The organism is Streptomyces sp. NPDC048521 (assembly GCF_043199855.1).
Classification (GTDB): Bacteria; Actinomycetota; Actinomycetes; order Streptomycetales; family Streptomycetaceae; genus Streptomyces.
The window spans coordinates 206,335-230,385 of the sequence record NZ_JBICWR010000001.1; the positions used below are offsets into that span (position 1 = coordinate 206,335).

Below are 24,051 nucleotides of genomic sequence, written 5' to 3' on the forward strand. Positions count from 1 at the left end.
CACGTGCGTGCGGGGCGTCGCGCGGCAGACGGGAATTGCCGGACAGGCCCTGCGGGTCACTCGTGCGGGACCACCGCCACCGGGCAGTCCGCGTGGTGCAGGACCCCGTGCGCGACCGAGCCGATCCGGGCGCCGACGGCCGTACGGTGCGCCCGGCGGCCGACGACCATCAACTGGGCGCGGCCGGCCACCGACAGCAGCACCTGGCCCGCGCTGCCCATCTCGATGTGCTCCGCCACGGGCACCTCCGGGAAGCGCTCCCGCCACGGCTGGAGCGCCTCGGCCAGCGCCTGCTTCTCGTACGGCTCCAGACCGCCCGCGTCGTCCAGGAGCTTGAGCGAGCCAGGGCTGTAGGCGAAGACGGGCGGCAGGGTCCAGGCCCGTACCGCGCGAACGGCCGCGCCGCGGGCCGCCGCCGTCTCGAACGCGAACCGCAGCGCCGCCGCGCTGTCCTCGGGACCACCGTGCTGGCCGACCACGACGTCCCGGCCGGCGGCCTCCGCCGTCGGCTGGTCGCCGGCCCGCACCAGCACCACGGGCCGGGTGGCCTCCGCGATCACCTGCTGGCCGACCGAGCCCAGCAGGAACCCGACGACCGGGCCGTGCCCGCGGGAACCCAGCACCAGCAGCTCGGCCTGCGCCGCCGCACCGGCCAGCGCGTGCGCGGCCCCGCTCTCGACGACGTCGACGCTCACCGCCAGCTCCGGATGCCGCTCGGAGACGGTGCGCACGGCCTGCGCCACACCCTCCGACACCCAACCGCGCTGGGTGTCCCGGTCGGCCGTGGCGAGCGCCTCGGCGTAGCGCCACGCGTGCACCACGCGCAGCGGCAGCCCCCGGCGTACGGCCTCCCGGGCCGCCCAGTCCAGCGCGGCCAGGCTCTCGTCCGTACCGTCCACCCCTGCCGTGATCGGGCGTGTCATGCGTGGGCCTCCTCGTCGTCGCCGCGTTCTCGCGGTGCTGGTGCCCACTATCGGTCACGGGCGGGCACACTCAGGATGATCTCGTCCTCGAGCCCTCGCCCGATTCCCGGGGGCAGGAGGCGCGGACGCCGGACGGACGGCGCGGCCGCGGCCGACCACCCTGCCGGCATGGCGCTCGAGTGGGAGCAGGTGATCGTGGACGCTGCCGATCCGGTGGCGCTCGGCCGGTGGTGGGCCGAGGCGCTCGGCCGGGTCTGCGTCGACGAGGCGGACGACGAGTACGAGATCCGGACCGCGCCGGACCGCCTGCCCGGGCTGCTCTTCGGGCACGTGCCCGAGCCGAAGACGGTCAAGAACCGGCTGCATCTCGACTTCCGTCCGCAGGACCAGGCGGCGGAGGTGGCCCGGCTGCCGGCGCTCGGCGCCCGGCACGCGGACATCTGGCAGGGCGAGCAGCCCTGGGTGCTGCTCGTGGACCCGGAGGGCAACGAGTTCTGCGTGCTCGGGGAGCGCTCGGGGTGACCGCGGGCCCTGTGTGCGGCACGCCTGATCACGGCCTGTGGGCTTATGCCAGGGCGAACCCCGGCGATCGAACATACGATGGCCTACGAACGGTGCGGTGGTCCCCGCGACGCCGACCCGTGTGATCCGACGCCCGGGGTGGGAGACGTATGGCACAGACCGCCGATGCAGCGCGGACCGTCATCCTGACCGTGGACGACGACCCGGGGGTCTCCCGTGCCGTCGCCCGCGATCTCAGACGGCGCTACGGCGAGTCGTACCGGATCGTGCGCGCGGAGTCCGGCGAGTCCGCGTTGGAGGCGCTGCGCGAGCTGAAGCTGCGCGGCGACCTGGTGGCGGTGATCCTGGCCGACTACCGCATGCCGCAGATGAACGGCATCGAGTTCCTGGAGCAGGCCCTGGACGTGTATCCGGGGGCGCGGCGGGTGCTGCTGACCGCGTACGCGGACACCAACGCGGCGATCGACGCGATCAACGTGGTCGATCTGGACCACTATCTGCTCAAGCCCTGGGACCCGCCGGAGGAGAAGCTCTATCCGGTGCTGGACGACCTCCTGGAGGCCTGGCGCACCAGTGCCTACAAGCCCGTGCCCAGCACCAAGGTCGTCGGGCACCGCTGGTCGGCGCGCTCCTCGAACGTGCGCGAGTTCCTGGCCCGCAACCAGGTGCCCTACCGCTGGTACTCGGTGGAGGAGCCGGAGGGCCAGCGGCTGCTGTCGGCCGCCGGGCAGGACGGGCAGCGGCTGCCGTTGGTGATCACCCCGGACGGCACGGTCCTGGTCGAACCCGAGGCGCCGGAGCTGGCTGCGCGGGTGGGCCTGGCGACGACACCGACGGCCGACTTCTACGACCTCGTCGTCATCGGCGGCGGGCCGGCCGGGCTCGGGGCCGCCGTGTACGGGGCCTCCGAGGGCCTGCGGACCGTGCTGGTGGAGCGGTCGGCGACCGGCGGCCAGGCAGGGCAGAGCTCGCGGATCGAGAACTACCTCGGCTTCCCCGACGGCGTCTCCGGTGCCCAGCTCACCGACCGGGCGCGCCGGCAGGCCGCCAAGTTCGGCGCCGAGATCCTCACCGCGCGCGAGGTGTCGGGACTGGAGGTGAACGGCGGCGCGCGCGTCGTTCGGTTCGCCGACGGTTCGTCGATCGCCGCGCACAGCGTGATCCTGGCGACCGGGGTGCAGTACCGGCAGCTGGACGCGGCGGGCTGCACCGGTCTCACCGGGTGCGGGGTGTTCTACGGCTCGGCACTGACGGAGGCGAGCGCCTGCCAGGGGCAGGACATCTACATCGTCGGCGGCGCCAACTCGGCGGGCCAGGCCGCGATGTACCTGTCGCGGGGCGCGAAGTCGGTGACGCTGCTGGTGCGCGGCCCGGACCTGTCGGCGTCGATGTCCTACTACCTGATCCAGCAGATCAACGAGGCGCCGAACATCTCCGTGCGCTCCCACACGATCGTGGACGCGGCGCACGGCTCGGATCACCTGGAGCAGCTGACGCTGCGTCACACGGTGACCGGGGAGACCGAGAAGGTCGACGCCCAGTGGATGTTCGTGTTCATCGGTGCCGCCCCGCTGACGGACTGGCTGGGCGACACGGTGCTGCGCGACGGGCGCGGGTTCATCCTGGCCGGGCCCGATCTGACCGCCGACGGGCGGCCGCCGGCCGGCTGGGAGCTGGACCGGCCGCCCTACCACCTGGAGACCAGCATTCCCGGCGTGTTCGTGGCGGGCGACGCGCGCGCCGAGTCCGCCAAGCGCGTCGCGTCCGCCGTCGGAGAGGGAGCCATGGCCGTGATGCTCGTCCACCGGTATCTGGAGCAGTCATGAGCGGGCAGCTCATGCCGTGCAACCCACGGGAGATCAGCTCGCTGTTCCTGTTCGAGAAGCTGAGCCCCGAGCAGTTGGGGCGGCTGTGCAGCCAGGGGCGGGTGGAGTTGTTCGAGCCCGGACCGGTGTACACCGAGGGCGACCCCGCCACCTGCTTCTTCGTGATGATCGAGGGCACAGTCGTGCTGTCCCGCCGGGTCGGCGGTGACGACGTGGAGGTCAGCCGGACCTCGCAGCCCGGGGTGTACGGGGGCGCGATGCAGGCGTACCTCGGAGACCGGGTGCGGCAGGTGTACAACAACTCGATGCGGGTCACCGAGCCGACCCGCTTCTTCGTGCTGCCCGCGGACCTCTTCGCGGACGCCATGCGGGAGTGGTTCCCGATGGCCGTGCATCTGCTGGAGGGCCTGTTCTTCGGTTCGAAGAACACCCAGGCGGCGATCGGGCAGCGGGAACGGCTGCTCGCCCTCGGCTCGCTGTCGGCCGGGCTCACCCACGAGCTGAACAACCCTGCGGCGGCAGCGGTCCGGGCCACCGCGACCTTGCGGGAACGCGTCGCGAAGATGCGGCACAAGCTCGCCATGATCGCCGAGGGGCCGTTCTCCCGCGACGCGTTGGCGAACCTGATCGAGGTCCAGGAGCGCACCGCCGAGCGGGTCGCGAAGGCTCCGGTGCTCAGCCCGCTGGAGGCGTCCGACCGGGAGGACATGCTCGCCGACTGGCTTGAGGACCACGGCATCGAGCACGGCTGGCAGCTGTCCCCCACCTTCGTGCAGGCCGGACTCGACGTCGACTGGCTGGAGCAGGTCGCCGCGGCCGTGGACGAGGAGATCCTGCCCGGAGCGATCGGCTGGCTCAACTACACCGTCGAGACCGAGCTGTTGATGAACGAGATCGAGGACTCCACCACCCGCATCTCGCACCTCGTCGACGCGGCCAAGCAGTACTCGCAGCTGGACCGGGCGCCGTTCCGGGTGGTGGACGTGCACGAACTCCTCGACAGCACCCTGCTGATGCTGTCCGGCAAGAGGGGCCCCGGCATCAAGGTCGTCAAGGAGTACGACCGCACGATCCCGCCGGTGCCCGCCTATCCGGCGGAGCTGAACCAGGTGTGGACGAACCTCATCGACAACGCGGTCTCCGCCATGCACAGCGCCGGCGGCGAGGGCACGTTGACGGTGCGGACCGCGCTCGACCACGAGCAGGTGCTGGTGGAGTTCCGGGACACCGGGCCGGGCGTCGCACCCGAGATCAAGGGCCGGATCTTCGACCCGTTCTTCACCACGAAACCGGTCGGCGAGGGCACGGGCCTCGGCCTGGACATCTCCTGGCGGATCGTCGTCAACAAGCATCACGGCACCCTGCGGGTGGAGTCGGTGCCCGGCGACACCCGTTTCCAGGTGCTGCTCCCCCTGACCGCACAGACACCCCCCGAGGAAGCGGAGGAACCCGTATGAGCGTCGACGGAATCGACCCGAGCGTCCCGCCGAGCGGCACCGGCTGCGTGGAGTGCGAGGACGCCGGCGGCTGGTGGTTCCATCTGCGCCGCTGCGCGCAGTGCGGGCACATCGGCTGCTGCGACGACTCACCCTCCCGGCACGCCACCGCCCACTACCGGGCGACGGGGCACGCGGTCATCCAGAGCTACGAGCCGGGCGAGGGCTGGTTCTGGAACTTCGCCACCGACGAGTTGTACGACTCCGGGCCCGAACTCGCTCCCCCGGCCAGCCATCCCGCGGACCAGCCGACACCGGGCCCGGCGGGGCGGGTGCCGGCGGACTGGGCGCGGACGCTGCGCTGATGCGCCGGCTGTCCGTCCCTGACGAATCGCAGGTCAAGGGCCGGTTGTCGGTGGCGCGTGTCAGGATGGGGGCGTGTCGCAGATCGCCTTCACCACACCGCCGCTGATCGGCCGGGACGAGGAACTGGCCCGGCTGACGGGCCTGCTGGAGCGTGCCCGGGCCGGCGAGGCGCGGGCGGTGCTGATCGCCGGGGACGCGGGGGTCGGCAAGACGCGCCTGCTGGACGAGGTCGCGGGGCGCGGGGCGCGCACCGGGGCGACGGTGGTCACCGGCCACTGCGTGGACCTCGGGGACGTCGGGCTGCCGTATCTGCCGTTCACCGAGATCCTCGGTGTGCTCGCCGCCGACGAGCGGTTCACGGCCGTGCTGGGCAGACATCCGGCGGTGGACCGGCTGCTCGGCGCGGGCCCGGAGGCGGCCCGGGACCCCGACGGCCGGCTCAGGCTCTTCGAGGACGTCGCCGGGCTGCTGGCCGACCTGGCCGCCGTGGCACCGCTGGTGCTCGTGCTGGAGGACCTGCACTGGGCCGACCAGTCCTCGCGGGACCTGCTGCGGTTCCTGCTGAGCCGGGGCGTGCTGCACCGGCCGGGCGGCGGCGCCCCGGACCGGAGGCTCGCCGTGCTCGCCTCCTACCGCGCCGACGATCTGCACCGCCGCCACCCGCTGCGCCCCCTGCTCGCCGAACTGGTCCGGCTGCCGGCCGTGGAGCGCCTGGAGCTGCGGCCGCTGCCCGATCCGGAGGTCGCGCGCCTGGTGCGGGCCCTCGGCGCGGGCCCGCTGCCCGAGGCGGTCGTCCACGGCATCGTGGCCCGCGCGGAGGGCAACGCGTTCTATGCCGAAGAACTGCTCGCGGCGGCCGACGCGGACACCGACGGTGTGCCCAGCGGGCTCGCCGACCTGCTGCTCATCCGGGTCGAGCAGGTGTCCGAAACGGCCCAGCAGGTGCTGCGGACCGCCGCCGTGGCCGGGCGCCGGGTGGGGCACGACCTGCTGCGCGAGGCGGCCGGGCTGCCCGAGGACGAGCTGGAGCGGGCGCTGCGGGAAGCCGTCGGACGACAGCTGCTCGTCCCCGGGGACGGCGACACCTACGCCTTCCGGCACGCCCTCACGCGCGAGGCGGTCTACGCCGATCTGCTGCCCGGTGAGCGGTCCCGCCTGCACGGCGCGTACGCCCGGCTGCTCGCCGCCCGGGGCAGGGCTCCGGAGACCGCCGCCGAGCGCGCCCACCACTACCGCGAGAGCCACGACCTGCCGGAGGCCCTCGCCGCCTGTCTGGAGGCCGCCGACCACGCCCGGCGGCTGGGGGCGCCCGCCGAGGAGCTGCGGCACCTGGAGACCGCCCTGGACCTGTGGCCGTCGGTGCCGGCGTCCGTCCGGCCCGCCGTCGAGGGGGGCCTGGACCGGGTGACGCTGACCCTGCGCGCCTCGGCCGCGGCCGCGCACGCCGGGGAGTCCCACCGCGCGGTCTCCCTGACCCGGGCGGCGCTGGCCGGGGTCGACCAGGACACCGACTTCGAGCTGGCCGCCCGGGTCCGGTACACGCTCGCCGGAAACCTGCTGACCGTGGACAGCCTGACCGCGGCACACCGCTACAGCAGCGAGGCGCTGGCGATGATCCCCGCCGACCCGCCCTCGCGGACGTGGGTGTGGGCGGCGGCCACCCATGTCGCGACGGCCCGCCAGGTCGGCGAGGACCGGACCGCGTTGCGGGTGGCGCGGCGGGCCCTGCGGGTCGCCGAGGAGCTGGGCCTGCCCGCCGCACAGGCCGATCTGCTGATCTCCCTGGCCAGTGTCGAGGGCGGCGGCCGGGGCACCCGGGCGGGCCGGGAACGACTGCGCCAGGCCCGGGAACTGGCCCGCACCGCGGGGAACGGGCCCGTGGAGATGCGTGCGCTGTACCACTTGGCCGTGGCCGCGTTCGAGTCCGGTGACCTCGCCGAGTGCCCGCCCCTGCTGGCTGACGCCCTCGACCGGGCCCGCCGGGCCGGGCTGCTGTCCTCGCCGTATCCGATGGAGATGCGCTATCTGCAGCTGGTGGTGATGTACACGCGGGGCAGCTGGGACGAGTGCGTGCGCGCCGCGTCGCGGGCGGCGGCCGCGCTGCCGGCGGCGAGCGGCGGGGGTGTGACCAGCCCCGCCCTGTACGTGGCGCTGGCCCGCGGCGACGAGACGGCCGCCGACCGGGCCCGCGCCCTGCTGGCGGGCCCCTTCGACTGGATGGGCACGCTCGTCGCCGGGGTCGTCCTCACCGACGCCGCCGCCGAGCGGGGCGACCTGGAGGAGGCCGTCGAGCGGATGCGGGCGACCGTCGCGGCCCTGGGCGACGGTACGACGCGCCGGCCGGGGGTCGCGGTCCGGCTCGCCGCGCTGTGTCTGGGCGCGCTGGCCGACCGGTTCGGCGGACCACGCCGCACCGGCGGGGACCTGGACCTCGCGCGCTGGGCGGACACGGCGGCCGAGCTGGTGGAGTTGGCGCGCATCACGGCCGGACCCGACGAGGAGGGCCGTGCGCAGGGCCCGGAGGGGCAGGCCTGGCTGGCCCGCGCGGAGGCGGAGTGGGCGACGGTCGCCTCCGGGCCGGACCCGGCGGCCTGGGAGAAGGCGGTCGCCGCGTTCGCGTACGGCGACGTGTACGAGCAGGCGCGGTGCCGGCTCCGGTACGCGCGGGCGCTGCTGGCGGCCGAGCGCCGCGCGGAGGCGGCGGAGCAGGCGCGGCTGGCCCGCGAGACGGCGGCCGGGCTGGGCGCGGCGCCGCTGCTGGCGCGGATCGACGCGCTGACCGGACGCGGCCGCCTCGCGGCCACGCCCGCGGACGCGGGCCGCGCGACAACGCTCACCGCGCGCGAGCAGGACGTGCTGCGGCTCCTCGCGCGGGGCCGCAGCAACCGGCAGATCGGCGAGGAGCTGTTCATCAGCGGCAAGACGGCCAGCGTGCACGTGTCCAACATCCTGGCCAAGCTGGGCGCCGCGAGCCGTACGGAGGCGGTGGCGATCGCCTACCGCCAGGGTCTGGCGGCGCCGGACCCGGCCGAATCGGGGTGACCCGGCCGGTCGGCTTCAGCGCGTGCAGTCCAGGCTTTCCGGGTCGACGGCGTCGGCCATGGCCTGCATGCCCTTGTCATTGGGGTGCAGATGGTCGCCGCCGTCGAGGAACGGCAGGATCCGTTCGGGGTCGTACGGGCTGCGCAGGGTGCGGTCGAAGTCGGTGACGGCGTCGAAGTCCCCGCTCGTGCGCAGGAACTGGTTGACCTCCTGGCGTAGGGCCTCGGCGGCCGGGTCCCATTCGTACCAGCCCTTGAACGGGCTGACGGTGGCGGCGACCACGCACTTCCCGGCCCCGTGCGCCCGCCGCGCGATGTCCCGGTAGCCGGCGATCAGGTCGGCCGCGGTGACGCCGGAGTGCGCCTTGATGTCGTTCACGCCCTCGAAGAGGAACACGGTGCGTACTCCGGGCTGGGAGAGGACGTCCCGGTCCAGCCGGTGCAGGGCACTCTCCCCGGCGCCGTCCGCGAGGAGCTTGTTGCCCGAGATGCCCGCGTTGGCCACCCCTTTGACCGGTGTTCCGGTGCTGCCGAGGCGCCGGGCGAGGTAGTCGGGCCAGCGGCGGTTCAGGTCGGTGGTGGACTGCCAGCCGTCGGTGATGGAGTCGCCGAGCGCGACCACGGCACCCGTGCCCGTGCCGGCCGGTCGTACGGCGACGGCGTCCATGTACCACCAGGAGCCGGTGGTCTGCGCCCAGCCGGCGCCGCTCTCCTCCGCGGTGTGGTCGCCCTGGCCGGTGTACGACGTCTGCATCGCCATCCAGTGGCCGGTGGCCGGACCGGCCGCGTCCGGCGTGCGGAGGCTGACCACCAGGTCGGTGCCGGCGGGCAGTCTGCCGGGCAGCGGGTCGCTCCAGGCGACGGCACCGGCCGGCACGGTGACCGTGCGCGCTCCGCCGAAGGTCAGTCGCCGATTGGTGCCCGGGCGCAGCGCGGCCCCCTGGTCCCGCAGGCCGGCGTAGACGCCGTCCAGGGTGAGCGGCCGGTCGCCGAAGGCGTTGGTGAAGCGGACCCGCAGATCGCTGCCGCCGACGCTGGTGCGGACGATCAGCCGGTAGCCCTGGCCGGCCGTGCCCTCGCCCATGCGGTCGGCGGCGGCCGCCCAGGTGACGACACCGGTGGTCCCGGTGGCGGACTCGGGCAGCGTGCCGGCCGCCCGTGCGGGCCCGGTCTGGCAGGCGAGGGCCGTCAGCAGCGCGGCGGCGATGTGACAGCCGCGCGCGAACCGGCCGCTCATCGGGCGAGGTCCCGGATGGTGACGGATCCGCCTGGCTGTATGCGGACCGTCCGGGACGTGCCTGCGTATCCCACGGACGTCATGGTCCCGCCGATGCTGCGGATCCGCACCTCGGTGGGCTTTCCGTCCCGCCAGCTCAGGTCGACGAGGAAGCCGCCGCGGGCCCCGGCGCCGGTCAGCGTCCCGGCGGCGGCCCAGGCGTCCGGCAGGGCCGGCAGCAGCTCAAGGTGTCCGGGGCGTGAGTACAGCAGCATCTCGGCGACGGCGGCCGGGGTGCCGAAGTTGGCGTCGATCTGGAAGATGCCCCGGCCCTGCTCGACCTGGTAGATGTCGAAGAGGTTGGGGGCGGTGCCGTTGCCGCCGCCGGTGGAGGGGCGCAGGTTGTTGACGATGAGCTGGTAGGCCTTGCCGGCGTTCTTCAGCCGGGCCCAGCACAGGGCGCGCCAGGCGTTGGCCCAGCCGAAGCTCTCCATGCCGCGTGCGGTGAGCAGGGCGGTGGCGCCGGTGACGATGTCGGCGGGGGTGGAGCCGTCGGGCCGGATGCGGTCGCCGGGGAAGAGGCCGACGAGCGGGGACAGATGCCGGTGGGTGGTCTCGCCGAGGTTGTCCGGCGACATCCACTCCTCCAGCCAGCCGGTCTTCGGGCTCACGACGGGGAGGTAGAGCCGCTCGCGCAGGTCGCCGACGGTGGCGGCGTAGTCGGCGTCCCTGTCCAGCTCTGCCGCCGCGGTGCGGTAGTTGCCGAACAGTGCCCACACCAGTTCCTGGGCGTAGGTGATGCCCTTGGCGTCGAGCGGGCCCTGTTCCGGCGACCAGTCGCTGTCGGCGATCAGTACCTGCTCCGACGTTCCCGGCGGGGTGTACGGGAGCAGCCGTGCCTCCCAGAACTCGCAGGCGCCCTTGAGGAGTGGGTAGATCTTCTCCAGGTGGGCCCGCGATGCGGTGAACTCGTAGTGTTCCCACAGGGAGTTGCACAGCCAGGCGTTGCCCGCCGGGTGCCACCACCAGCCGCCGCCACCGTAGGGGTTGGTGGAGATGGCGACGGTCCAGCCGGCGTTCTTGCCGCTGGAGTTGCGGTAGCGGTTGCGGGAGTCGTTGAAGAGCTTCCTGGTGAGGTCGGTCCAGGAGGGGAGCTGGGCCACGCAGTAGTCGGTGAACGCGTCGAAGCAGGACGCGAGGTTCACCCGGTCGGCCATCCAGTAGTTCATCTGGATGTTGATGTCGGTGTGGTAGTCGCCCATCCAGTCCGGGTCGTTGCCGTCGAGCCACAGTCCCTGCAGCCCCATGGGCAGGCTGCCGCGTGAACCGGAGATCATCAGATAGCGGCCGAACTGGACGTAGGCGGCCTCGAGTTCGGGGTCGGGCTCACCGTCGCGGGCGCGGGCCCTGATCCGCTCCCAGGTGTCCAGCGAGCGCTGCTCGGCGGAGGAGGTACCGAGGGAGAGCCCGAACCGGTCGAACAGGGCGCGGTGGTCGGCGACATGGGTGCGCAGCAGCGTGTCCGCGGAATGCCGGGCGGCGGTACGGACCTTGGTGCGAGCCAGTGCCTCGGGGTCGAGGGACGTGTCCCGGAAGTGGGCCGCGGCGTCGGGGGCGTAGTCGGTGCCCCCGCTCAGCACCACGGTGAGTTCCCGGCAGCCGGAGAACTCGATGCGTGAGCCGTCGACCCGGACGCGGCCGCCGCTGCCGTGGGCGGTGACCGCGGCGCCGTACCGGAGACCGTTGGGGAAGGCTCCGGCGAAGGAGCCGGCCGTTCCCCCGGTCTCGCCGTGCGTGCCTTCGAGGGTGAGGGTGCCGGTGTACTGGCCGCCGCCGCTCTGGCTGAAGTGCAGCACGATGACGTCGTCGGGGCGGCTCGCGAACAACTGTCGGCGGTACGTCACTCCGGAGCGCACGTACGACGTGGTCACCACGCCCTGTGCCAGGTCGAGGGTACGGCGGTAGCCGTCGACGGCGGACAGGTCGTGGTCGGGGATATCGACGGTGAGGCGGGCGAGGAGGGTGAGCGAGCCGAAGTCGTCGCGGCCGTAGGGGAACTGGCCGTCGGAGTCGAGGGTGTCGTTGAGGCCGCCGGTCCACATCGTGGCGTCGGTGACGAGGAGGAGTTCACGTCCGGGGTCGTTGCTCGCCAGGGCGCCGAGGCGGCCGTTGCCGACGGGCAGGCCCTGCTCGATCATCGAGTGCTCGTCGGCGGGTGCCTGCCACCACAGCTGATGGCGGGTGTCGGAGGCGGGCAGTGCGGTGGGCCGCTGCGGGGCGGCGTTCGCGGTGAACGCGGGGAGTGAGGCGAGGGCTCCGGTGGCGGCGGCGAGGGTGAGGAAGCCGCGCCTGCTGGGCGGGTGTTCCATGGCGGGTTCCGATCACTGACGGGGGGACGAGGGGACGTCGATGCGGTCGATGTCCGGTGCGTAGTCCGCACCGCTGTCGAAGGTGACGGTGTTGGTGCCGGCCTTGAGGGTGACGGGGACGCTGACCGTCTCGACGGTTCCCCAGTCGCCGGTGGAGGGGAACCGGTGGCGGGTGGCGGTGCCGGAGTTGGCGGAGACGTTCACCGGGCGGGCGTCGCCGCTGACGTAGGCCACCTTGATCAGGTAGGTGCCGGGCCGGTCCACGACGATGTCGTCGAAGCGGAGCGTGCCGCCGACGTACAGGTTGCCGACCTTCTTGCCGCCGGAGCAGGCGGAGCAGTCGGCGACGGAGGCCCTGCCGCCGAGCGTGTTGGTGTCGGCCTCGGCCTCGTAGCCGGTGGTGGTGAGGGCGCTGCCGTGCGGGGTGACGGTGAACAGGCGGGAGCCGTGGGCGGGCAGGGCCTCGGTGATGCTGTTCTTGAAGGAGCCGAGGTTCTCGTGGTTCCACAGGTCGCGGACGGCCGCCTTGCCGGTGAAGCCGAGGGAGGAGAAGTCGGCGGTGACGGCGGCGGGCGCGTCGGCGAGGTTGAACAGGGCGACGGTGTAGGTGCCGTTCGGGTTCCTCGCGGCCCAGACCTGCTGGGGGTCGGAGGGGGTGACCGGCCGGGCGGGCGGGGTGTCGCCCTGGTCGACGGCGATGACCTCGCGGTTGGTGAGGAGCTTGACGCCGTAGTCGTCGAGCTTGGTCAGGTCGTCGCCGGTGTACAGCGGGGACTTGGCGATGGCCCACAGGGTGGCGTAGGTCTGCCGTTCGGCCTTGGTCAGGCCGTCCATGGCGCCGTTGCCGACGTCGAGGGAGTCGAGGTCGTTCCAGCCGCCGGGTCCGGCGTGCCGGGTCCAGCCGGGGGTGTCGTCGAAGCGGTCGTCGACGGAGTTCTCCCAGCTGACGAGGGTGTTGCAGTAGCACTCGACATCGGTGTCGACGCGCCAGCCGTTGGAGTACTTCTTCCAGTCGGCGGCGTGCCCGATGTCCAGGGACCAGGACAGCTCCAGGTGCATGGGGCGGCCGGTGGCGGCGATGGCCTTCTGCCAGGCGGCCACGTCGGCAACGTTGTCGTAGTTGTCGCCGCTCTTGAAGGAGCCGGGCCCGACGCCGTCCAGTTTGAGGAAGTCATAGCCCCATGAGGCGAGCAGCTGGGCCTGGGAGTCTACGTACTTCTGGGTGCACGGCTTGCCGAAGTCGAGCTTGTAGGCGCTGTCCCAGCCGTTGGTGGTGCGCAGGTCGCCGTAGACGATGTCGGCGGTGGTGCAGCCGTCGGCGTGCCAGACGGGCACCTTGCCGTCGCCGTACGCCTCCTTCTCCAGGCCGACGGGCAGGTAGATGCCGGCCTTGAGGCCGAGTGCGTGGATGTGGTCGGCGACCGGCTTCATGCCGCGCGGGAAGCGGACGGGGTCGGCCTGCTGGCGTCCGTAGGCGTCGAACTCGGGCTTCCAGCTGTTGTCCCGCCACCAGCCGGCGTCGATGTTGACGTACTCGTAGCCGTACGGCTTGAGCTTGGCCGCGAGGGCGTCGGCCTGCTTGAGGACGTTCGCCTCGGTCAGGTAGCTGTAGTCGCCGTCCGGGTTGAGGCCCGGGTACTTGGACGACTGCATGCTCCAACTGGACCAGCCCATGTAGGGCTTGGCGGCCAGGGCCGGCGCGGTGTCGGCGTGCGCGGTGGCCGGTACGGCCGTGGCGAGGCCCGCGGTGAGGGCCAGGACGACGGCGGCTGTGAGCCCGCGTGCGGGCAGGACGGAGTACGAGGGTGACCGCATGGGCCGTACCTCCTGGGTGGGTTCGGGTCGGGGCGGCTCAGCCCGTTCCGGTGGTGGGAGCCTGGGTGATGAAGGACTGGATCGCGGCCGCTGCCGCGCCGCGCGCCCACTCCTCGAAGGGCAGCGGGCGGGTCTGTACGTCGCACCGGGCGGCGGAGCCGAAGGCGGCAGTGGTGAACGCCTCCCGGATGTGCTCGGCGAAGAGGTCGTAGGCGGTGAGCCCTTCACCGGAGATGATCACGCGTTCGGGGCCGAACAGGTTGGCCACGGTGGCGATGCCCCGGCCGATGGCCTCCCCGGCCCGCGCGTACACCTCGCGGACGCCCGGGACTCCCTGGTGCGCGAGGGCCACCGCTTCGCAGCTGTGGGTCACGTGACGGCCAGTCACCTCCTGGATGCGGGCGAGGATCGCCGCGTCGCCGGCGATCGCCTCGAGGCAGCCGCGGTTGCCGCAGTGGCACGGGGGTCCGGCGGGATCGATGACGATGTGCCCGATCTCGCCCGCCACGCCGTGCGCGCCGGAGACCACCCGGCCGTGCACCACGAGTCCGCAGCCGATGCCCGCGCCCACGGTCACCACGGCGAAGTCGCTCAGGCCCGCACCGGCACCGAACCACTGCTCTGCGATCGTCAGCGCCCGCACGTCGTTGTCGACGACCACCGGCAGTCCGCCGGCGGTGGTGGCGAGTTCGGCGAGCGGCACGTCCCGCCAGTCCAGGAACGGCGAGTAGCGTACGACGCCCTCAGCGCGGTCGACGTCGCCGGAGACGGCGATGCCGAGGCCGGCCACCGGTGACGCCGGCTCGGCGGCGTGGGTGCGGAGTTCGTGGACGAGGTCCGCGATCGCGGTCAGCACGGGTCCGGGCGCACGGTCCGGCAGGGGGGTGCGGCGGGCGAGCCGGATCCGGCAGCACAGGTCGGTCAGGACGGCGATCAACTCGCCGCCGGTCACCTTCACACCGATGAACAGGGCCCGTTCCCCGTTGACCCTGACCAGGCTGGCGGGCCGGCCTAGGGCGGGCCGGGCCTCCTGGTCGGCGCCCTCGGCCAGGTATCCGGCAGCCAGCAGGGGGCGTACGGCCTTGGTCACGGCGGCCGGGGACAGCCCGGCCCGACGGCCCGCCTCCAGACGGGTCAGGGGCCCGTGGGACAGGACCGTCGTGAACACCTGCGAGGCGGCCGGTGTGTGCGCCGGGAACGTCTCGGCGTGCGGGGTCGAGCGCATGGCCGGGAACCTAAGGCCCTTATTTTCCGCTGTCAATAAAAGAAACAGGGGCTGTTACGAAGGCGGTTGGGGATCCTGGTGCGGTCCGGACATGCGGATGCCCCGCGCGGGGCGGGGCATCCGGTGGTGCGGGTGTGCGCTGCCGTCCGTCAGTGGCGGGCGGCCGGCGTGTTGGCGGCGGTGACGTTGACCGCGGACCACGCCTTGTCCACCGTCTTGTACTCGGTGCTGTTCGTGCCGTACAGGTCCTTGGCCGCCTTCAGCGTCGCGACGCGCGCCTGGTGGAAGTCGGTCGTGGAGACCATGTAGCGGGTGAGCGCGCGGTAGAAGATGGCGGTGGCCTTGGTCCGGCCGATGCCCTTGACCGCGATGTTGTGGTAGGTCGGCGAGTTGTAGGTGACGCTGCCGATCTTCTTCTTGCCGCTGCCCTCCGCGAGGAGGTAGTAGGCGTGCGAGGAGACACCGGAACCGGCGTGCACCTCGGTGTAGTACACGTCCGGCGACCAGTAGTCGATGGTGCCCTCGAGCGTGTCCAGCGACGGGCGGTCGAGGCGGCGCAGGAACTTCTGCTCGAGGCCCAGCTTCTCGCCGACGAGGTAGTCCGGCGTGTCCTTCGCGTTCTTGGCGTAGAACTCGACGTTCGAGCCGAAGATGTCCGCGAGCGACTCGTTCAGCGAGCCCGGCTCGCCGTACTGGTTGCCGTCGGAGTCGACGAAGGTCGGCTGGAGGTCGGCGGTCGCCTCCACCACACCGTGGGTCAGCTCGTGACCGGTGACATCGAGGACGACGAGCGGCTTCTTGAACATCTGGCCGTCGCCGTCGCCGTACAGCATGCAGGTGCAGGCCGGGTCCCAGAAGGCGTTGGCGACCTTGCTGCCCCAGTGGACCATCGCCTGGGCGGCCTTGCTGTTGTTGCGGATGCCCTTGCGCTGGAACGTGCTCTTGTAGAAGTCCAGCGTCTTGGTGACACCGTACTGGGCGTCGGCGGCGGCGGTGGCGCGGCTGGTGGTCGCGCCGTTGCCCCACACGTTGGTGGTGTTGGTGAACTTCGTGCCGGCGCTGAACTTCTCCGTGTACGAGCCCTTGGCGTCCCGCGTCTCGGTGCCGTACCGGCTCGGGTCCTTGAGCTGGTAGTGACCGCGCGAGGTCTGCGTGGTGGTGAGGCCGACGGTGCCCACGAAGAGGGTCTTGCCGGTGCCCTTCGCGGTGGCCGGGTAGCGCGCGGCACCGGAGGCGCCCGAGCCCAGCAGGCCCGCCGGGGCGGGAGAGCCGGCACCGGTCTCCGGCTCGGCGGTCTCACCGCGCTCGCGCAGGGTGTCGAGCAGCTTCGGGGACAGGAACTCGTCGCTGTCGGGGGTGTTGCTGCGCACCGTGCCGGTGACGGCGTCGACCACGACGGTACGGGAGCCGCCCTGGCCGGTCACCGTCACCTGGTAGGCGAGGGCGCTGGCGCCACCGCGTGCGTCGACGACCAGCCGGGCGCCGCTCGCCTCGCCCTTGGCGGCCCGGGCGGCCTTGGCGGCGGCCTGCCGCGCGGTCAGCTTGGCCTTGGAGGTGGCCGGCTCGACGGTGTGGTCGGCCGCGCGGGTCACGCCCGTGTAGGCCAGCTTGTGGTCGAGGTGGACGACGAGGTCGCCGCCGAGCACTGGCAGGTCGCCGTGCGTCCGGACGAAACGGACGTGCCGGGCGCCCTCAGGGTCGATCATGACGTCCTGGGCCTGGAGTTCGTCACCCTTGGAGACGCCGGTCGCCGAGGCGTGGGCGAAGGCCGCGGTGCGTGCCGCCTCCACCACCGCCGTGGCGTTCGTGGTGGCGGACGCGGCGGTTCGCTCCACCCCCGCCGTGGAGGGACCCGCGAAGGCCGTGCCGGCCAGGCCTGTGGCAGCCGTCGTCACCGCGACGGCGACCGCCACGGAGCGTATGTGCGGTCTACGCAATCTGATCAGGGTTCCTTCGTGCGAAGGCGGCCGGGCCACCAACCGCCTTGGGTCATGGTGCGGTTCGGCACCACGGGGGCCGGTCGGGCCCCGAGGGTCACCCTTACGGATCAGTCATGTGCACGTAAAGCCGGAATGATCCATTTCGCGAATTTCTATGGCAATCCTTTACGAATGGGCGCCACAGAGTGATCACGAGCAGACCAACTGTGTGTCGCCTGGGGAGACGTCGCCCTGATCCCCTAGGTTCCGAGGCCGGAATGTGACCGACATCGCATCACGACATGTACGGATGGGAGTGGGTGCCGGATGGTCTCAGCAACGGTGGGCCGGGGGGCGGTCCTCGGAGCGGTCGCGCTGTCTCTTCTCGCGGTCCCGGCGCGGGCCGCGACCGCGGAGCCGAACACCCCTGCGGCAGCCGTGCTTCCGGCGCCCGACATCACGGGCCTGGCCACGGTGCTGCGCTCGGCCCTGGACCAGGGCGCACCGGGCGCGCTGGCCCGGATCGACGACCACGGCGAGACCTATCGGGTCACCAAGGGCGTCGCCGACCGCGGCACCCGGCGGGCCATCGCCACCGCCGACCGGTTCCGCGTCGGCAGCGTCACCAAGACCTTCTCGGCCGTGGTCCTGCTGCAACTCGCCGACGAACACCGGCTCGCGCTCGACGCGCCGGTCAACCGCTACCTGCCGGGACTGCTGCCCGACGACCGGATCACGGTCCGCCACCTGCTCGGCCACCGCAGCGGTCTGTACGACTACACCGACGACATGTTCGCCAAGAGCGTGTCCGGATTCGAGGCGGTACGGAAGAAGGTCTTCACCTACCGGCAGCTGATCGCGCTCTCCCTGAAGAAGCCGCGCACCAACGCGCCCGGCGCCGCCTACTCCTACTCCAACACCAACTTCGTCGTCGCCGGCCTGCTCATCGAGAAGCTCACGGGGCACGGGGTGGGGACCGAGTACGAGAACCGCATCTTCAAGCCGCTGAAGCTGCGCGACACGTTCTACGTCCACCCGGACACCGCGATCCCCGGCCGGTACGCCCGCGGGTACCTCACTGCGGACACGGTCGGCGCCGAGCTGGTGGACGCGACCGCGCAGACGGTCTCCTGGGCGCAGAGCGCCGGTGCCGTCATCTCCACCGCCAAGGATCTGAACACCTTGTACTCGGCGCTGCTCGGCGGCAAGCTGCTGTCCTCGGCAGGACTCGCCGAGATGGAGCGCTTCAAGCGCGTCACCAGCACGACGGCCTACGGACTCGGGCTGCGCCGCCGCGACCTGTCCTGCGGGATCTCGGTGTACGGCCACACGGGTGCGGTGCAGGGGTACTACACGTATGCCTTCGCGACGAAGGACGGCAAGCGCAGTCTCACGGCGGTGGCGAACACCTCCAACAACGAGAAGGTGCTGAACACGTTGGCGGGGGCGCTGGAGTCGGCGTTCTGCGGGAAGCCGAAGAAGCTGCCCGGCTCCGGGGCCGCCAAGGGATAGGGAGTGCGCGCCGGGGCCGGGCAGGGGCGTGTGGGGGCCGGCCCGGGCGGGGACGTACTGGACGCAGCTGTTCGGTGGCTGAACCGGCACGTTCCGTGATCTTGGCGGAATGGCACACTCCGGGACACCATCCCTCCATGAAGGGTGATCTCTTTTCCAGTCAGCACGTGGTGCAGCCGGCCGTGGAGCCGGGAATGTCCGTCGAGAACGCCAAGTGCATCAAGTACGCGGTGAACGGCGAGATGTACGCCCGCCAGGGTGCGATGGTCGCCTACCGCGGCGACCTCAAGTTCGAGCGCAAGGGGCAGGGCGTCGGCGGCATGCTCAAGCGTGCGGTCACCGGTGAGGGACTGCCCCTCATGGCGGTGCGCGGGCAGGGCGAGGCCTGGTTCGCGCACGAGGCGCAGAACTGTTTCATCGTCGAGGTCGAGCCGGGCGACCAGTTCACGGTCAACGGCCGCAACGTGCTGTGTTTCGACGCCTCGCTGTCGTACGAGATCAAGACGGTGAAGGGGTCGGGCATCGCCGGCGGCGGCCTGTTCAACAGCGTGTTCAGCGGGCAGGGCCGACTGGGTCTGGTCTGCGAGGGCAACCCGCTGGTCATACCGGTCTCGGCGCAGGCCCCGGTGTACGTCGACACAGACGCGGTGGTGGGCTGGACCGCGCATCTGCAGACCTCGCTGCACCGCTCGCAGTCCATCGGCTCGATGCTGCGCGGTGGCTCCGGCGAGGCCGTGCAGCTGATGCTCCAGGGCGAGGGGTACGTCGTGGTGCGGCCGAGCGAGGAGACGCCCCAGAAGGCGCAGCAGCACTGAACCTTCACATGTGACCCGTGCCGCGCGGGCAACCCCCGCCGCCGCACCGGCGTCTTGACCGGCAACAGACCGAGCCCCGGCCCCTCGGGCCGGGGCGTATTTCCGAGACGCTATACACGGCATGTATACACTCTGTGTATAGAAGGGTACACATGTACGACAAGGCATTCGCCCCGGAGTACCAGGGCGCACTGACCACCCTGTCCGTGAACTCCTCGTTGGTCGACGTGCTGGCCGAGGGCACCGAGCGGCTGCGCGAGGCCGAGCGGTCCGGGCGCCCCGCAGAGGCGGCCCGCTGCGGGCTCGCCGTCGCCGAGGCCCATCGGCGGCTCGGCCACGTGCGCGACGCGGACCTGGCCTGGAAGGCGAGTTACCGCGCCGCCCGGGAGGCCGGGGACACGGCGGCCATGGCCTGGGCACTGTGGAGCGGCGGCACCCTCGCCCGGCAGCGCGGGGCGTTCCCGCTGGCCTGGCGGCTGCTGGGGCTCGCGGCCGAACTGGGTGAGCGCGGCGGGGACGTCGTGGTCCGCGGTTACTCGCTGGCCGGACTCGCGGAGACCGGCCGGATCCAGGGCGACTACGAGGCGGTCGGCCGGTTGCACGAGCAGTTGCTGGCCGAGGCCCGCAGGCGGGGAGAGGCCCGGCACACGGTGTGGGCCCTGGAGGGCATCGCGCAGATGCACCGCAACACCGGCGACTACGACAGGGCGTACGCCCTGTTCGAGGAGGCCGCGCGGATAGCCGGGCGGGCCGAGGACCGGCGCGGGCACGCGTGGGCGCTGCGCGGGCTCGCCGACGTCCTCTCGGTGCGCGACGGCGACACCGAACGGGCGCTGGAGCTGCTGTCCGAGGCGGAGGCCACGTGCCGGGCGATGAACCTCTCCAGCGCGCTCGCCTACAACCACAAGATGCGCGGCAACGTCTTCTACCGGGCCGGGCGGTACGCCGAGGCCAGGGATCTGTACGAGCTGGCGCTGGAGGAGTTCCGCGCGATGAGCGAGCCGCGCGGCGAGGCGCTGGCCCGGCTGGGACTGGCCAAGTCGCTGGCCCGCCTCGGGCGGGACCGTGCCGAGACGGCGGCCGAACTCACCGAGCTGGCAAGGACGTTGGACCGCAGCGGTCTGAAGCACGCGCGGGAGATGGTGACCCGGGCCCAGCGGGAGTTCGGCCTGGACACGGAGGTCGTACGGTGACCGCGCCGCCCACGGCGGTACGGGCGCCGCTCGCGGCTGCCGACACCCTCGCCCGCTGCCGGGAGTTGACGCGACCGGCGCTGACGGACGCGGTGGGGCGGCTGCATCCCTGGGTCGCCGAGATGGCCGCGTACTCCTTCGGCTGGTGCGAGGTCGGCGGGGCGCCCGCCACGGCACCGGGCGGCAAGGGCGTACGGCAGGCGCTCGCGGTACTCGGCGCCGAGGCGGCGGGTGCCGATCCACGGGCCGGCATCCCGGCCGCGGTCGCGGTCGAGCTGGTGCACGCCTTCTCGCTGCTGCACGACGACATCATGGACGGCGACGCGACCCGGCGCCGCCGCCCCGCCGTGTGGAAGGCGTACGGCACCGGTCCGGCGGTGCTCGCCGGGGACGCCCTGTTCGCGCTGGCGGTGGACACGCTCGCCGCCGCGCCGCAAGGGGCCGGCGCCGTGCGGCTGCTCTCCGCGGCGCTCGCCGATCTGGTCCGCGGACAGGCCGACGACCTGCTGTTCGCCGCCCGGCCGTGCACCGGCTCGGAGCGGGTGACGCCGCAGGAGTACCGGGCGATGGCGGAGGGCAAGACCGGCGCGCTGCTGGGCTGCGCCGCCGCGCTGGGTGCCGCGCTCGGCGGGGCGCCCGAGGCCACGGTCACCGCGCTGGACCGGGCCGGACGGCATCTCGGTGTCGCCTTCCAGCTGGTCGACGACGTGCTGGGCATCTGGGGCGACCCGGCCGTCACCGGCAAGCCCGTGGGCGGCGACCTGCGGGAGGGCAAGAAGACCTTCCCGGTCCTGGTCGCGCTCGGCTCCCCGGCGGCCCGGCGGCTGCCCGCACTGCTCGGCTCGCCCGGCAGGGCCGCGGAGGCGGCCGTGCTGATCGAGGAGGCGGGCGGTCGTGCGGCGACGCTGGCCGAGGCCCGTGCGCACACGGCCGCCGCGCGGGCACTGCTCGCGGGCGCCGCCCTGGCCGCCGAGGCCGCCGAGGAGCTGCACCGGCTGCTGGACCTGCTGGTGCACCGCGTGCTGTAGCCATGATCCGAAACGGCGTTGACCTCCGCCGTCCCGGCAGGTCAAGGTGCGTGAGGCGCGGTCCTCAGCCCCGCGCCGGAAGGGTGAGGCACCTTGATCGGCATCTCGGAGATCGAAGCCGCCGCCCGGCGGATCGCCGGACACATCGTGCGGACGCCGACCGTACCGAGTCCCGGCCTGACCGAGCTGCTCGGCGTCCCGGTCACCGCCAAGCTCGAACTGCTGCAGCGCACCGGTTCGTTCAAGGCCCGGGGGGCCACGGCGAAGCTGCTGTCGCTGAGCGAGGCGGAGCGGGCCGTCGGTGTGGTCGCGGTCAGCGGCGGGAACCACGGCATCGCGCTCGCTGTGATGGCGGCGGCCCTCGATGTGAAGGCGACCGTGGTGATGCCCCGGACCGCGCCGGCGCGGTCCCTGCGTCTCGCGCAGGAGGCCGGGGCGTCGGTGCGGCTGACCGACGGCATGGACAGCGCGTTCCAGCTGGTGACCCGGCTGCGCGACGAGGGCCTGACGCTGGTCCATCCGTTCGACGACCCGGTCGTGATCGCCGGACAGGGCACCGTGGGGCTGGAGTTGGCGGAGGACGTCGAGGACACCGCCGCACCGACGGACGTCGTCGTCAGCATCGGCGGCGGCGGCCTGATCGCCGGGATCGCGGCGGCCCTGCGCGCCAGGTGGCCCGGGGTGCGCGTGTGGGGCGTGGAGACCGAGGGCGCCGAGGCGATGTCCGCCGCGCTCGCGGCGGGCGGGCCGGTACCGGTGCCGCTGTCGTCCCTGGTCACCACGCTCAGCGCGCCCTCGGTGTCGCAGCTGACGTACGACCATGTGTCCGAGCTGGTGGAGGACGTCCTGGTGGTCCCGGACCGGGACGCCGTGCGGGGCTGCCTGGACCTCGCCGACCACGCCAAGGTGTGGGCCGAGCCCGCTGCGGGCTGCCTGCTGCCGGCGGCCCGTCAGGTGCTCGCACGCGTCGGCGAGGGCGCCCGGATCGGACTCGTGGTGTGCGGGGGCAATACGACACCCCGGGAACTCACCGGCTGGGCCGACCGCTTCGGCCTGACGTGACACCGGTCGTGCGCCCTGGGGCACACGGCGATTTACCGTCGGTTACCCGCAGGTCCAGGAGCCGGTGGGGGCGACCAACCCAAACTCGCAAGCCCTTTCGAACTTCTGAATAAAAGGCAGGAACGGGTCCGGCTCGAGGATTCATTGAACACACCCCCGCGCGCCCCGCGTACCTCTGGGAAACACCAGGCAGGGGTTGCAGCGAGGGATGACCATGGCCAAGGCGCACGTCTCCGCACACGAGTGGGTCGCCGGTCGGTACCGGCTCCTGGACGTATTCGCCCGCGAGACGAACCGCCTGTGGTGGTACGCCGAGGACGCGACGGCCCAGCAGCCCCGGCTGGTGGCGCAGACCGCGCTTCCGGAGCCCTCCGCCGACGACACCGCGCGTCGCGTCACCGCCCGGATCATCCGGGCCTCCGAGACCATGCGGCTGCTGCGCCCCGGCCGGGTCGCCACCGTCGTCGACGCCGTGGTGGAGGCCGGCACGCTGTGGACGGTCACCGAGTGGATCGACGGCACGCCCCTGAGCGAACTCCTCGAGCGCGAGGGATCCTTCAACGCCGTACGGGCGGCCCGGATCGGCCTGGATCTGCTCGAGGTGCTCGAGGCCGCGCACGACGAGGGCATCACCCATGGCGAGCTGAGTCCGGCCCAGCTCTTCGTGCGGGAGGACGGCCCCGTCGTCGTCACCGGGTTCGGTCTTGCGGGGTCGACCCTCGTCCCACGGCTCACGGCGCCGTCGTACGCCTCGCCCGAACAGGCCCGCGACGAGCGCATCGGCCCGGCCGCCGACCTGTGGGCGCTGGGCGCGCTGCTCTACACGATGGTCGAGGGCCGCCCGCCGTTCCGTGATCGCGGCCGGCCGGACGCCACCCTCAAGGCCGTCGACCGGCTGCCGCTGCGCACCCCGCTCCGGGCGGGCCCGCTGACCCGGACGGTGCAAGGGCTGCTGCGCAAGAACTCCGTCGAGCGGCTGACCCGGCCTGTGGTCCACGAGGCCCTGACCCGGGCGGTGACCGAGGACCCGGACGCGGACCGGGAGCCGGCCCCGGTACCCCGGGTGCGCGGCGCGTACCGGGGCGTCGGCCTGACCGGGCCGGGGCGGGGCAGACGAGCCCTGGCCGCGGGCACCGTGCTGGCCGCGCTGACCGTCACGGCCGCGGTCCTGGCGGCGACCCACCAGCTGTCCGGGACGGACACGGCGGACGCTCCGCCCACAGCCACCCCTTCGACCACGCCGGCGGACCGGCACACCGGCGGCGGCACCCCCGCGGCCACTCCCGCCCCGGCGTCCCCTCCCGCCCCCGTCCTGCCGGCCGGTTACCGGCGCTACACCGCCCCGGAGGGCTTCTCGGTGGCGCTCCCCGGCGGCTGGAAGCGGCTGACCACCTCCCGTGCGACCGACCTCGCCTACCGCGTCACCTTCGGTGACAGCGGCGACTCCCCCACTCTCGCCGTCACCTACAGCGAACGCGTCGGCCCGGATCCGGTCGCGGTCTGGCGGGACGACGTCGAGCCGGGGCTGAGTAGGCTCCCCGGCTATCGCCGCGTCGGCGACGTCCGGGCCACCACCTACCAGGGCCACGAGGCCGCCGACATCGAGTGGCTCGCGGGGTCCGGGGAGGAGCGGGTGCACACCTTCGGGCGGGGTTTCCTGCTGGGCGGCCGGCGCGGGTTCTCCCTGCGCTTCACCACCCCGGCCGCCACCTGGGGCGACGCGGCCAACCGGCTGGCGCTGAAGACGTTCCTGCAGACGTTCCGTGAGCCGGAGGACTGACCC

The 24,051-nt window shown here is 72.8% G+C and carries 17 protein-coding genes; 11 read left to right on the top strand and 6 right to left on the bottom strand.

Translation table 11 applies throughout. The annotated features are described in order from the left end of the window. Positions 1-56 precede the first annotated feature (56 nt). On the bottom strand, positions 57-923 hold the full coding sequence (locus ACGFRF_RS00960) for a universal stress protein (protein WP_393735856.1): 867 nt from the start codon (positions 921-923) through the stop codon (positions 57-59). Between the two features lie 168 nt (positions 924-1,091). Between ACGFRF_RS00960 and ACGFRF_RS00965 the strand changes: the two genes are divergently transcribed. The 5 genes from ACGFRF_RS00965 (at position 1,092) to ACGFRF_RS00985 (ending at position 8,115) form a co-directional block, all read left to right on the top strand. Further along, entirely contained in the window at positions 1,092-1,445 is a 354-nt protein-coding gene (locus ACGFRF_RS00965) for a VOC family protein (RefSeq protein WP_393735858.1), read from the top strand. Positions 1,446-1,594: 149 nt separating this feature from the next. Continuing rightward, entirely contained in the window at positions 1,595-3,271 is a 1,677-nt protein-coding gene (locus ACGFRF_RS00970) for an FAD-dependent oxidoreductase (protein ID WP_393735860.1), read from the top strand. Further along, a complete protein-coding gene (locus ACGFRF_RS00975; RefSeq protein WP_393735862.1) occupies positions 3,268-4,728 on the top strand; it encodes an ATP-binding protein in 1,461 nt (486 codons plus the stop codon). Before ACGFRF_RS00970 ends, ACGFRF_RS00975 begins: the two co-directional genes overlap by 4 nt. Then, positions 4,725-5,072, top strand: coding sequence for a UBP-type zinc finger domain-containing protein (locus tag ACGFRF_RS00980; RefSeq protein ID WP_393735864.1), 348 nt, complete (start codon positions 4,725-4,727; stop codon positions 5,070-5,072). The genes ACGFRF_RS00975 and ACGFRF_RS00980 overlap by 4 nt, the downstream gene beginning before the upstream one ends. A gap of 73 nt (positions 5,073-5,145) precedes the next feature. After that, complete coding sequence (locus ACGFRF_RS00985) at positions 5,146-8,115, top strand: ATP-binding protein (protein ID WP_393735866.1); 2,970 nt, start codon at positions 5,146-5,148, stop codon at positions 8,113-8,115. Between the two features lie 15 nt (positions 8,116-8,130). Here ACGFRF_RS00985 and ACGFRF_RS00990 read toward each other — a convergent pair whose 3' ends face one another. From ACGFRF_RS00990 to ACGFRF_RS01010, 5 genes are all read right to left on the bottom strand, one after another. Next, positions 8,131-9,351: an SGNH/GDSL hydrolase family protein gene (locus ACGFRF_RS00990; RefSeq protein ID WP_393735868.1), complete on the bottom strand. Its 1,221-nt coding sequence runs from the start codon at positions 9,349-9,351 to the stop codon at positions 8,131-8,133. Next, a complete protein-coding gene (locus tag ACGFRF_RS00995) occupies positions 9,348-11,699 on the bottom strand; it encodes a glycoside hydrolase N-terminal domain-containing protein (RefSeq protein ID WP_393735870.1) in 2,352 nt (783 codons plus the stop codon). Before ACGFRF_RS00995 ends, ACGFRF_RS00990 begins: the two co-directional genes overlap by 4 nt. Before the next feature lie 12 nt (positions 11,700-11,711). Continuing rightward, positions 11,712-13,514 carry an alpha-galactosidase D gene (locus ACGFRF_RS01000; RefSeq protein WP_393735872.1) on the bottom strand — a complete coding sequence of 601 codons (1,803 nt, stop codon included), beginning with the start codon at positions 13,512-13,514 and terminating at the stop codon, positions 11,712-11,714. Between the two features lie 37 nt (positions 13,515-13,551). Beyond that, a complete protein-coding gene (locus ACGFRF_RS01005; protein WP_393735874.1) occupies positions 13,552-14,739 on the bottom strand; it encodes an ROK family protein in 1,188 nt (395 codons plus the stop codon). 149 nt (positions 14,740-14,888) lie between these two features. Further along, entirely contained in the window at positions 14,889-16,652 is a 1,764-nt protein-coding gene (locus ACGFRF_RS01010; RefSeq protein WP_393735876.1) for a M4 family metallopeptidase, read from the bottom strand. Between the two features lie 333 nt (positions 16,653-16,985). Here ACGFRF_RS01010 and ACGFRF_RS01015 point away from each other — a divergent pair, with 333 nt between their 5' ends. From ACGFRF_RS01015 to ACGFRF_RS01040, 6 genes are all read left to right on the top strand, one after another. Continuing rightward, positions 16,986-18,170: a serine hydrolase domain-containing protein gene (locus ACGFRF_RS01015; protein ID WP_393735878.1), complete on the top strand. Its 1,185-nt coding sequence runs from the start codon at positions 16,986-16,988 to the stop codon at positions 18,168-18,170. 137 nt (positions 18,171-18,307) lie between these two features. Further along, complete coding sequence (locus ACGFRF_RS01020) at positions 18,308-18,985, top strand: AIM24 family protein (protein WP_393735880.1); 678 nt, start codon at positions 18,308-18,310, stop codon at positions 18,983-18,985. Positions 18,986-19,137: 152 nt separating this feature from the next. Beyond that, positions 19,138-20,178 (top strand): tetratricopeptide repeat protein, encoded by a 1,041-nt coding sequence (locus ACGFRF_RS01025; protein WP_393735882.1) that lies wholly within the window; start codon positions 19,138-19,140, stop codon positions 20,176-20,178. Further along, positions 20,175-21,206: a polyprenyl synthetase family protein gene (locus ACGFRF_RS01030; RefSeq protein WP_393735884.1), complete on the top strand. Its 1,032-nt coding sequence runs from the start codon at positions 20,175-20,177 to the stop codon at positions 21,204-21,206. The genes ACGFRF_RS01025 and ACGFRF_RS01030 overlap by 4 nt, the downstream gene beginning before the upstream one ends. A 93-nt stretch (positions 21,207-21,299) precedes the next feature. Continuing rightward, positions 21,300-22,268, top strand: coding sequence for a pyridoxal-phosphate dependent enzyme (locus ACGFRF_RS01035; protein ID WP_393735886.1), 969 nt, complete (start codon positions 21,300-21,302; stop codon positions 22,266-22,268). Positions 22,269-22,476: 208 nt separating this feature from the next. Then, positions 22,477-24,048: a protein kinase gene (locus tag ACGFRF_RS01040; protein ID WP_393735888.1), complete on the top strand. Its 1,572-nt coding sequence runs from the start codon at positions 22,477-22,479 to the stop codon at positions 24,046-24,048. Positions 24,049-24,051 lie beyond the last annotated feature (3 nt).

Excerpts from the sequence above, each read along its gene's own strand:
- ACGFRF_RS00960 (WP_393735856.1), bottom strand. The coding sequence starts at position 923 with ATGACACGCCCGATCACGGCAGGGGTGGACGGTACGGACGAGAGCCTG.
- ACGFRF_RS00965 (WP_393735858.1), top strand. The coding sequence starts at position 1,092 with ATGGCGCTCGAGTGGGAGCAGGTGATCGTGGACGCTGCCGATCCGGTG.
- ACGFRF_RS00970 (WP_393735860.1), top strand. The coding sequence starts at position 1,595 with ATGGCACAGACCGCCGATGCAGCGCGGACCGTCATCCTGACCGTGGAC.
- ACGFRF_RS00975 (WP_393735862.1), top strand. The coding sequence starts at position 3,268 with ATGAGCGGGCAGCTCATGCCGTGCAACCCACGGGAGATCAGCTCGCTG.
- ACGFRF_RS00980 (WP_393735864.1), top strand. The coding sequence starts at position 4,725 with ATGAGCGTCGACGGAATCGACCCGAGCGTCCCGCCGAGCGGCACCGGC.
- ACGFRF_RS00990 (WP_393735868.1), bottom strand. The coding sequence starts at position 9,351 with ATGAGCGGCCGGTTCGCGCGCGGCTGTCACATCGCCGCCGCGCTGCTG.
- ACGFRF_RS00995 (WP_393735870.1), bottom strand. The coding sequence starts at position 11,699 with ATGGAACACCCGCCCAGCAGGCGCGGCTTCCTCACCCTCGCCGCCGCC.
- ACGFRF_RS01000 (WP_393735872.1), bottom strand. The coding sequence starts at position 13,514 with ATGCGGTCACCCTCGTACTCCGTCCTGCCCGCACGCGGGCTCACAGCC.
- ACGFRF_RS01005 (WP_393735874.1), bottom strand. The coding sequence starts at position 14,739 with ATGCGCTCGACCCCGCACGCCGAGACGTTCCCGGCGCACACACCGGCC.
- ACGFRF_RS01015 (WP_393735878.1), top strand. The coding sequence starts at position 16,986 with ATGGTCTCAGCAACGGTGGGCCGGGGGGCGGTCCTCGGAGCGGTCGCG.
- ACGFRF_RS01020 (WP_393735880.1), top strand. The coding sequence starts at position 18,308 with ATGAAGGGTGATCTCTTTTCCAGTCAGCACGTGGTGCAGCCGGCCGTG.
- ACGFRF_RS01025 (WP_393735882.1), top strand. The coding sequence starts at position 19,138 with ATGTACGACAAGGCATTCGCCCCGGAGTACCAGGGCGCACTGACCACC.
- ACGFRF_RS01040 (WP_393735888.1), top strand. The coding sequence starts at position 22,477 with ATGACCATGGCCAAGGCGCACGTCTCCGCACACGAGTGGGTCGCCGGT.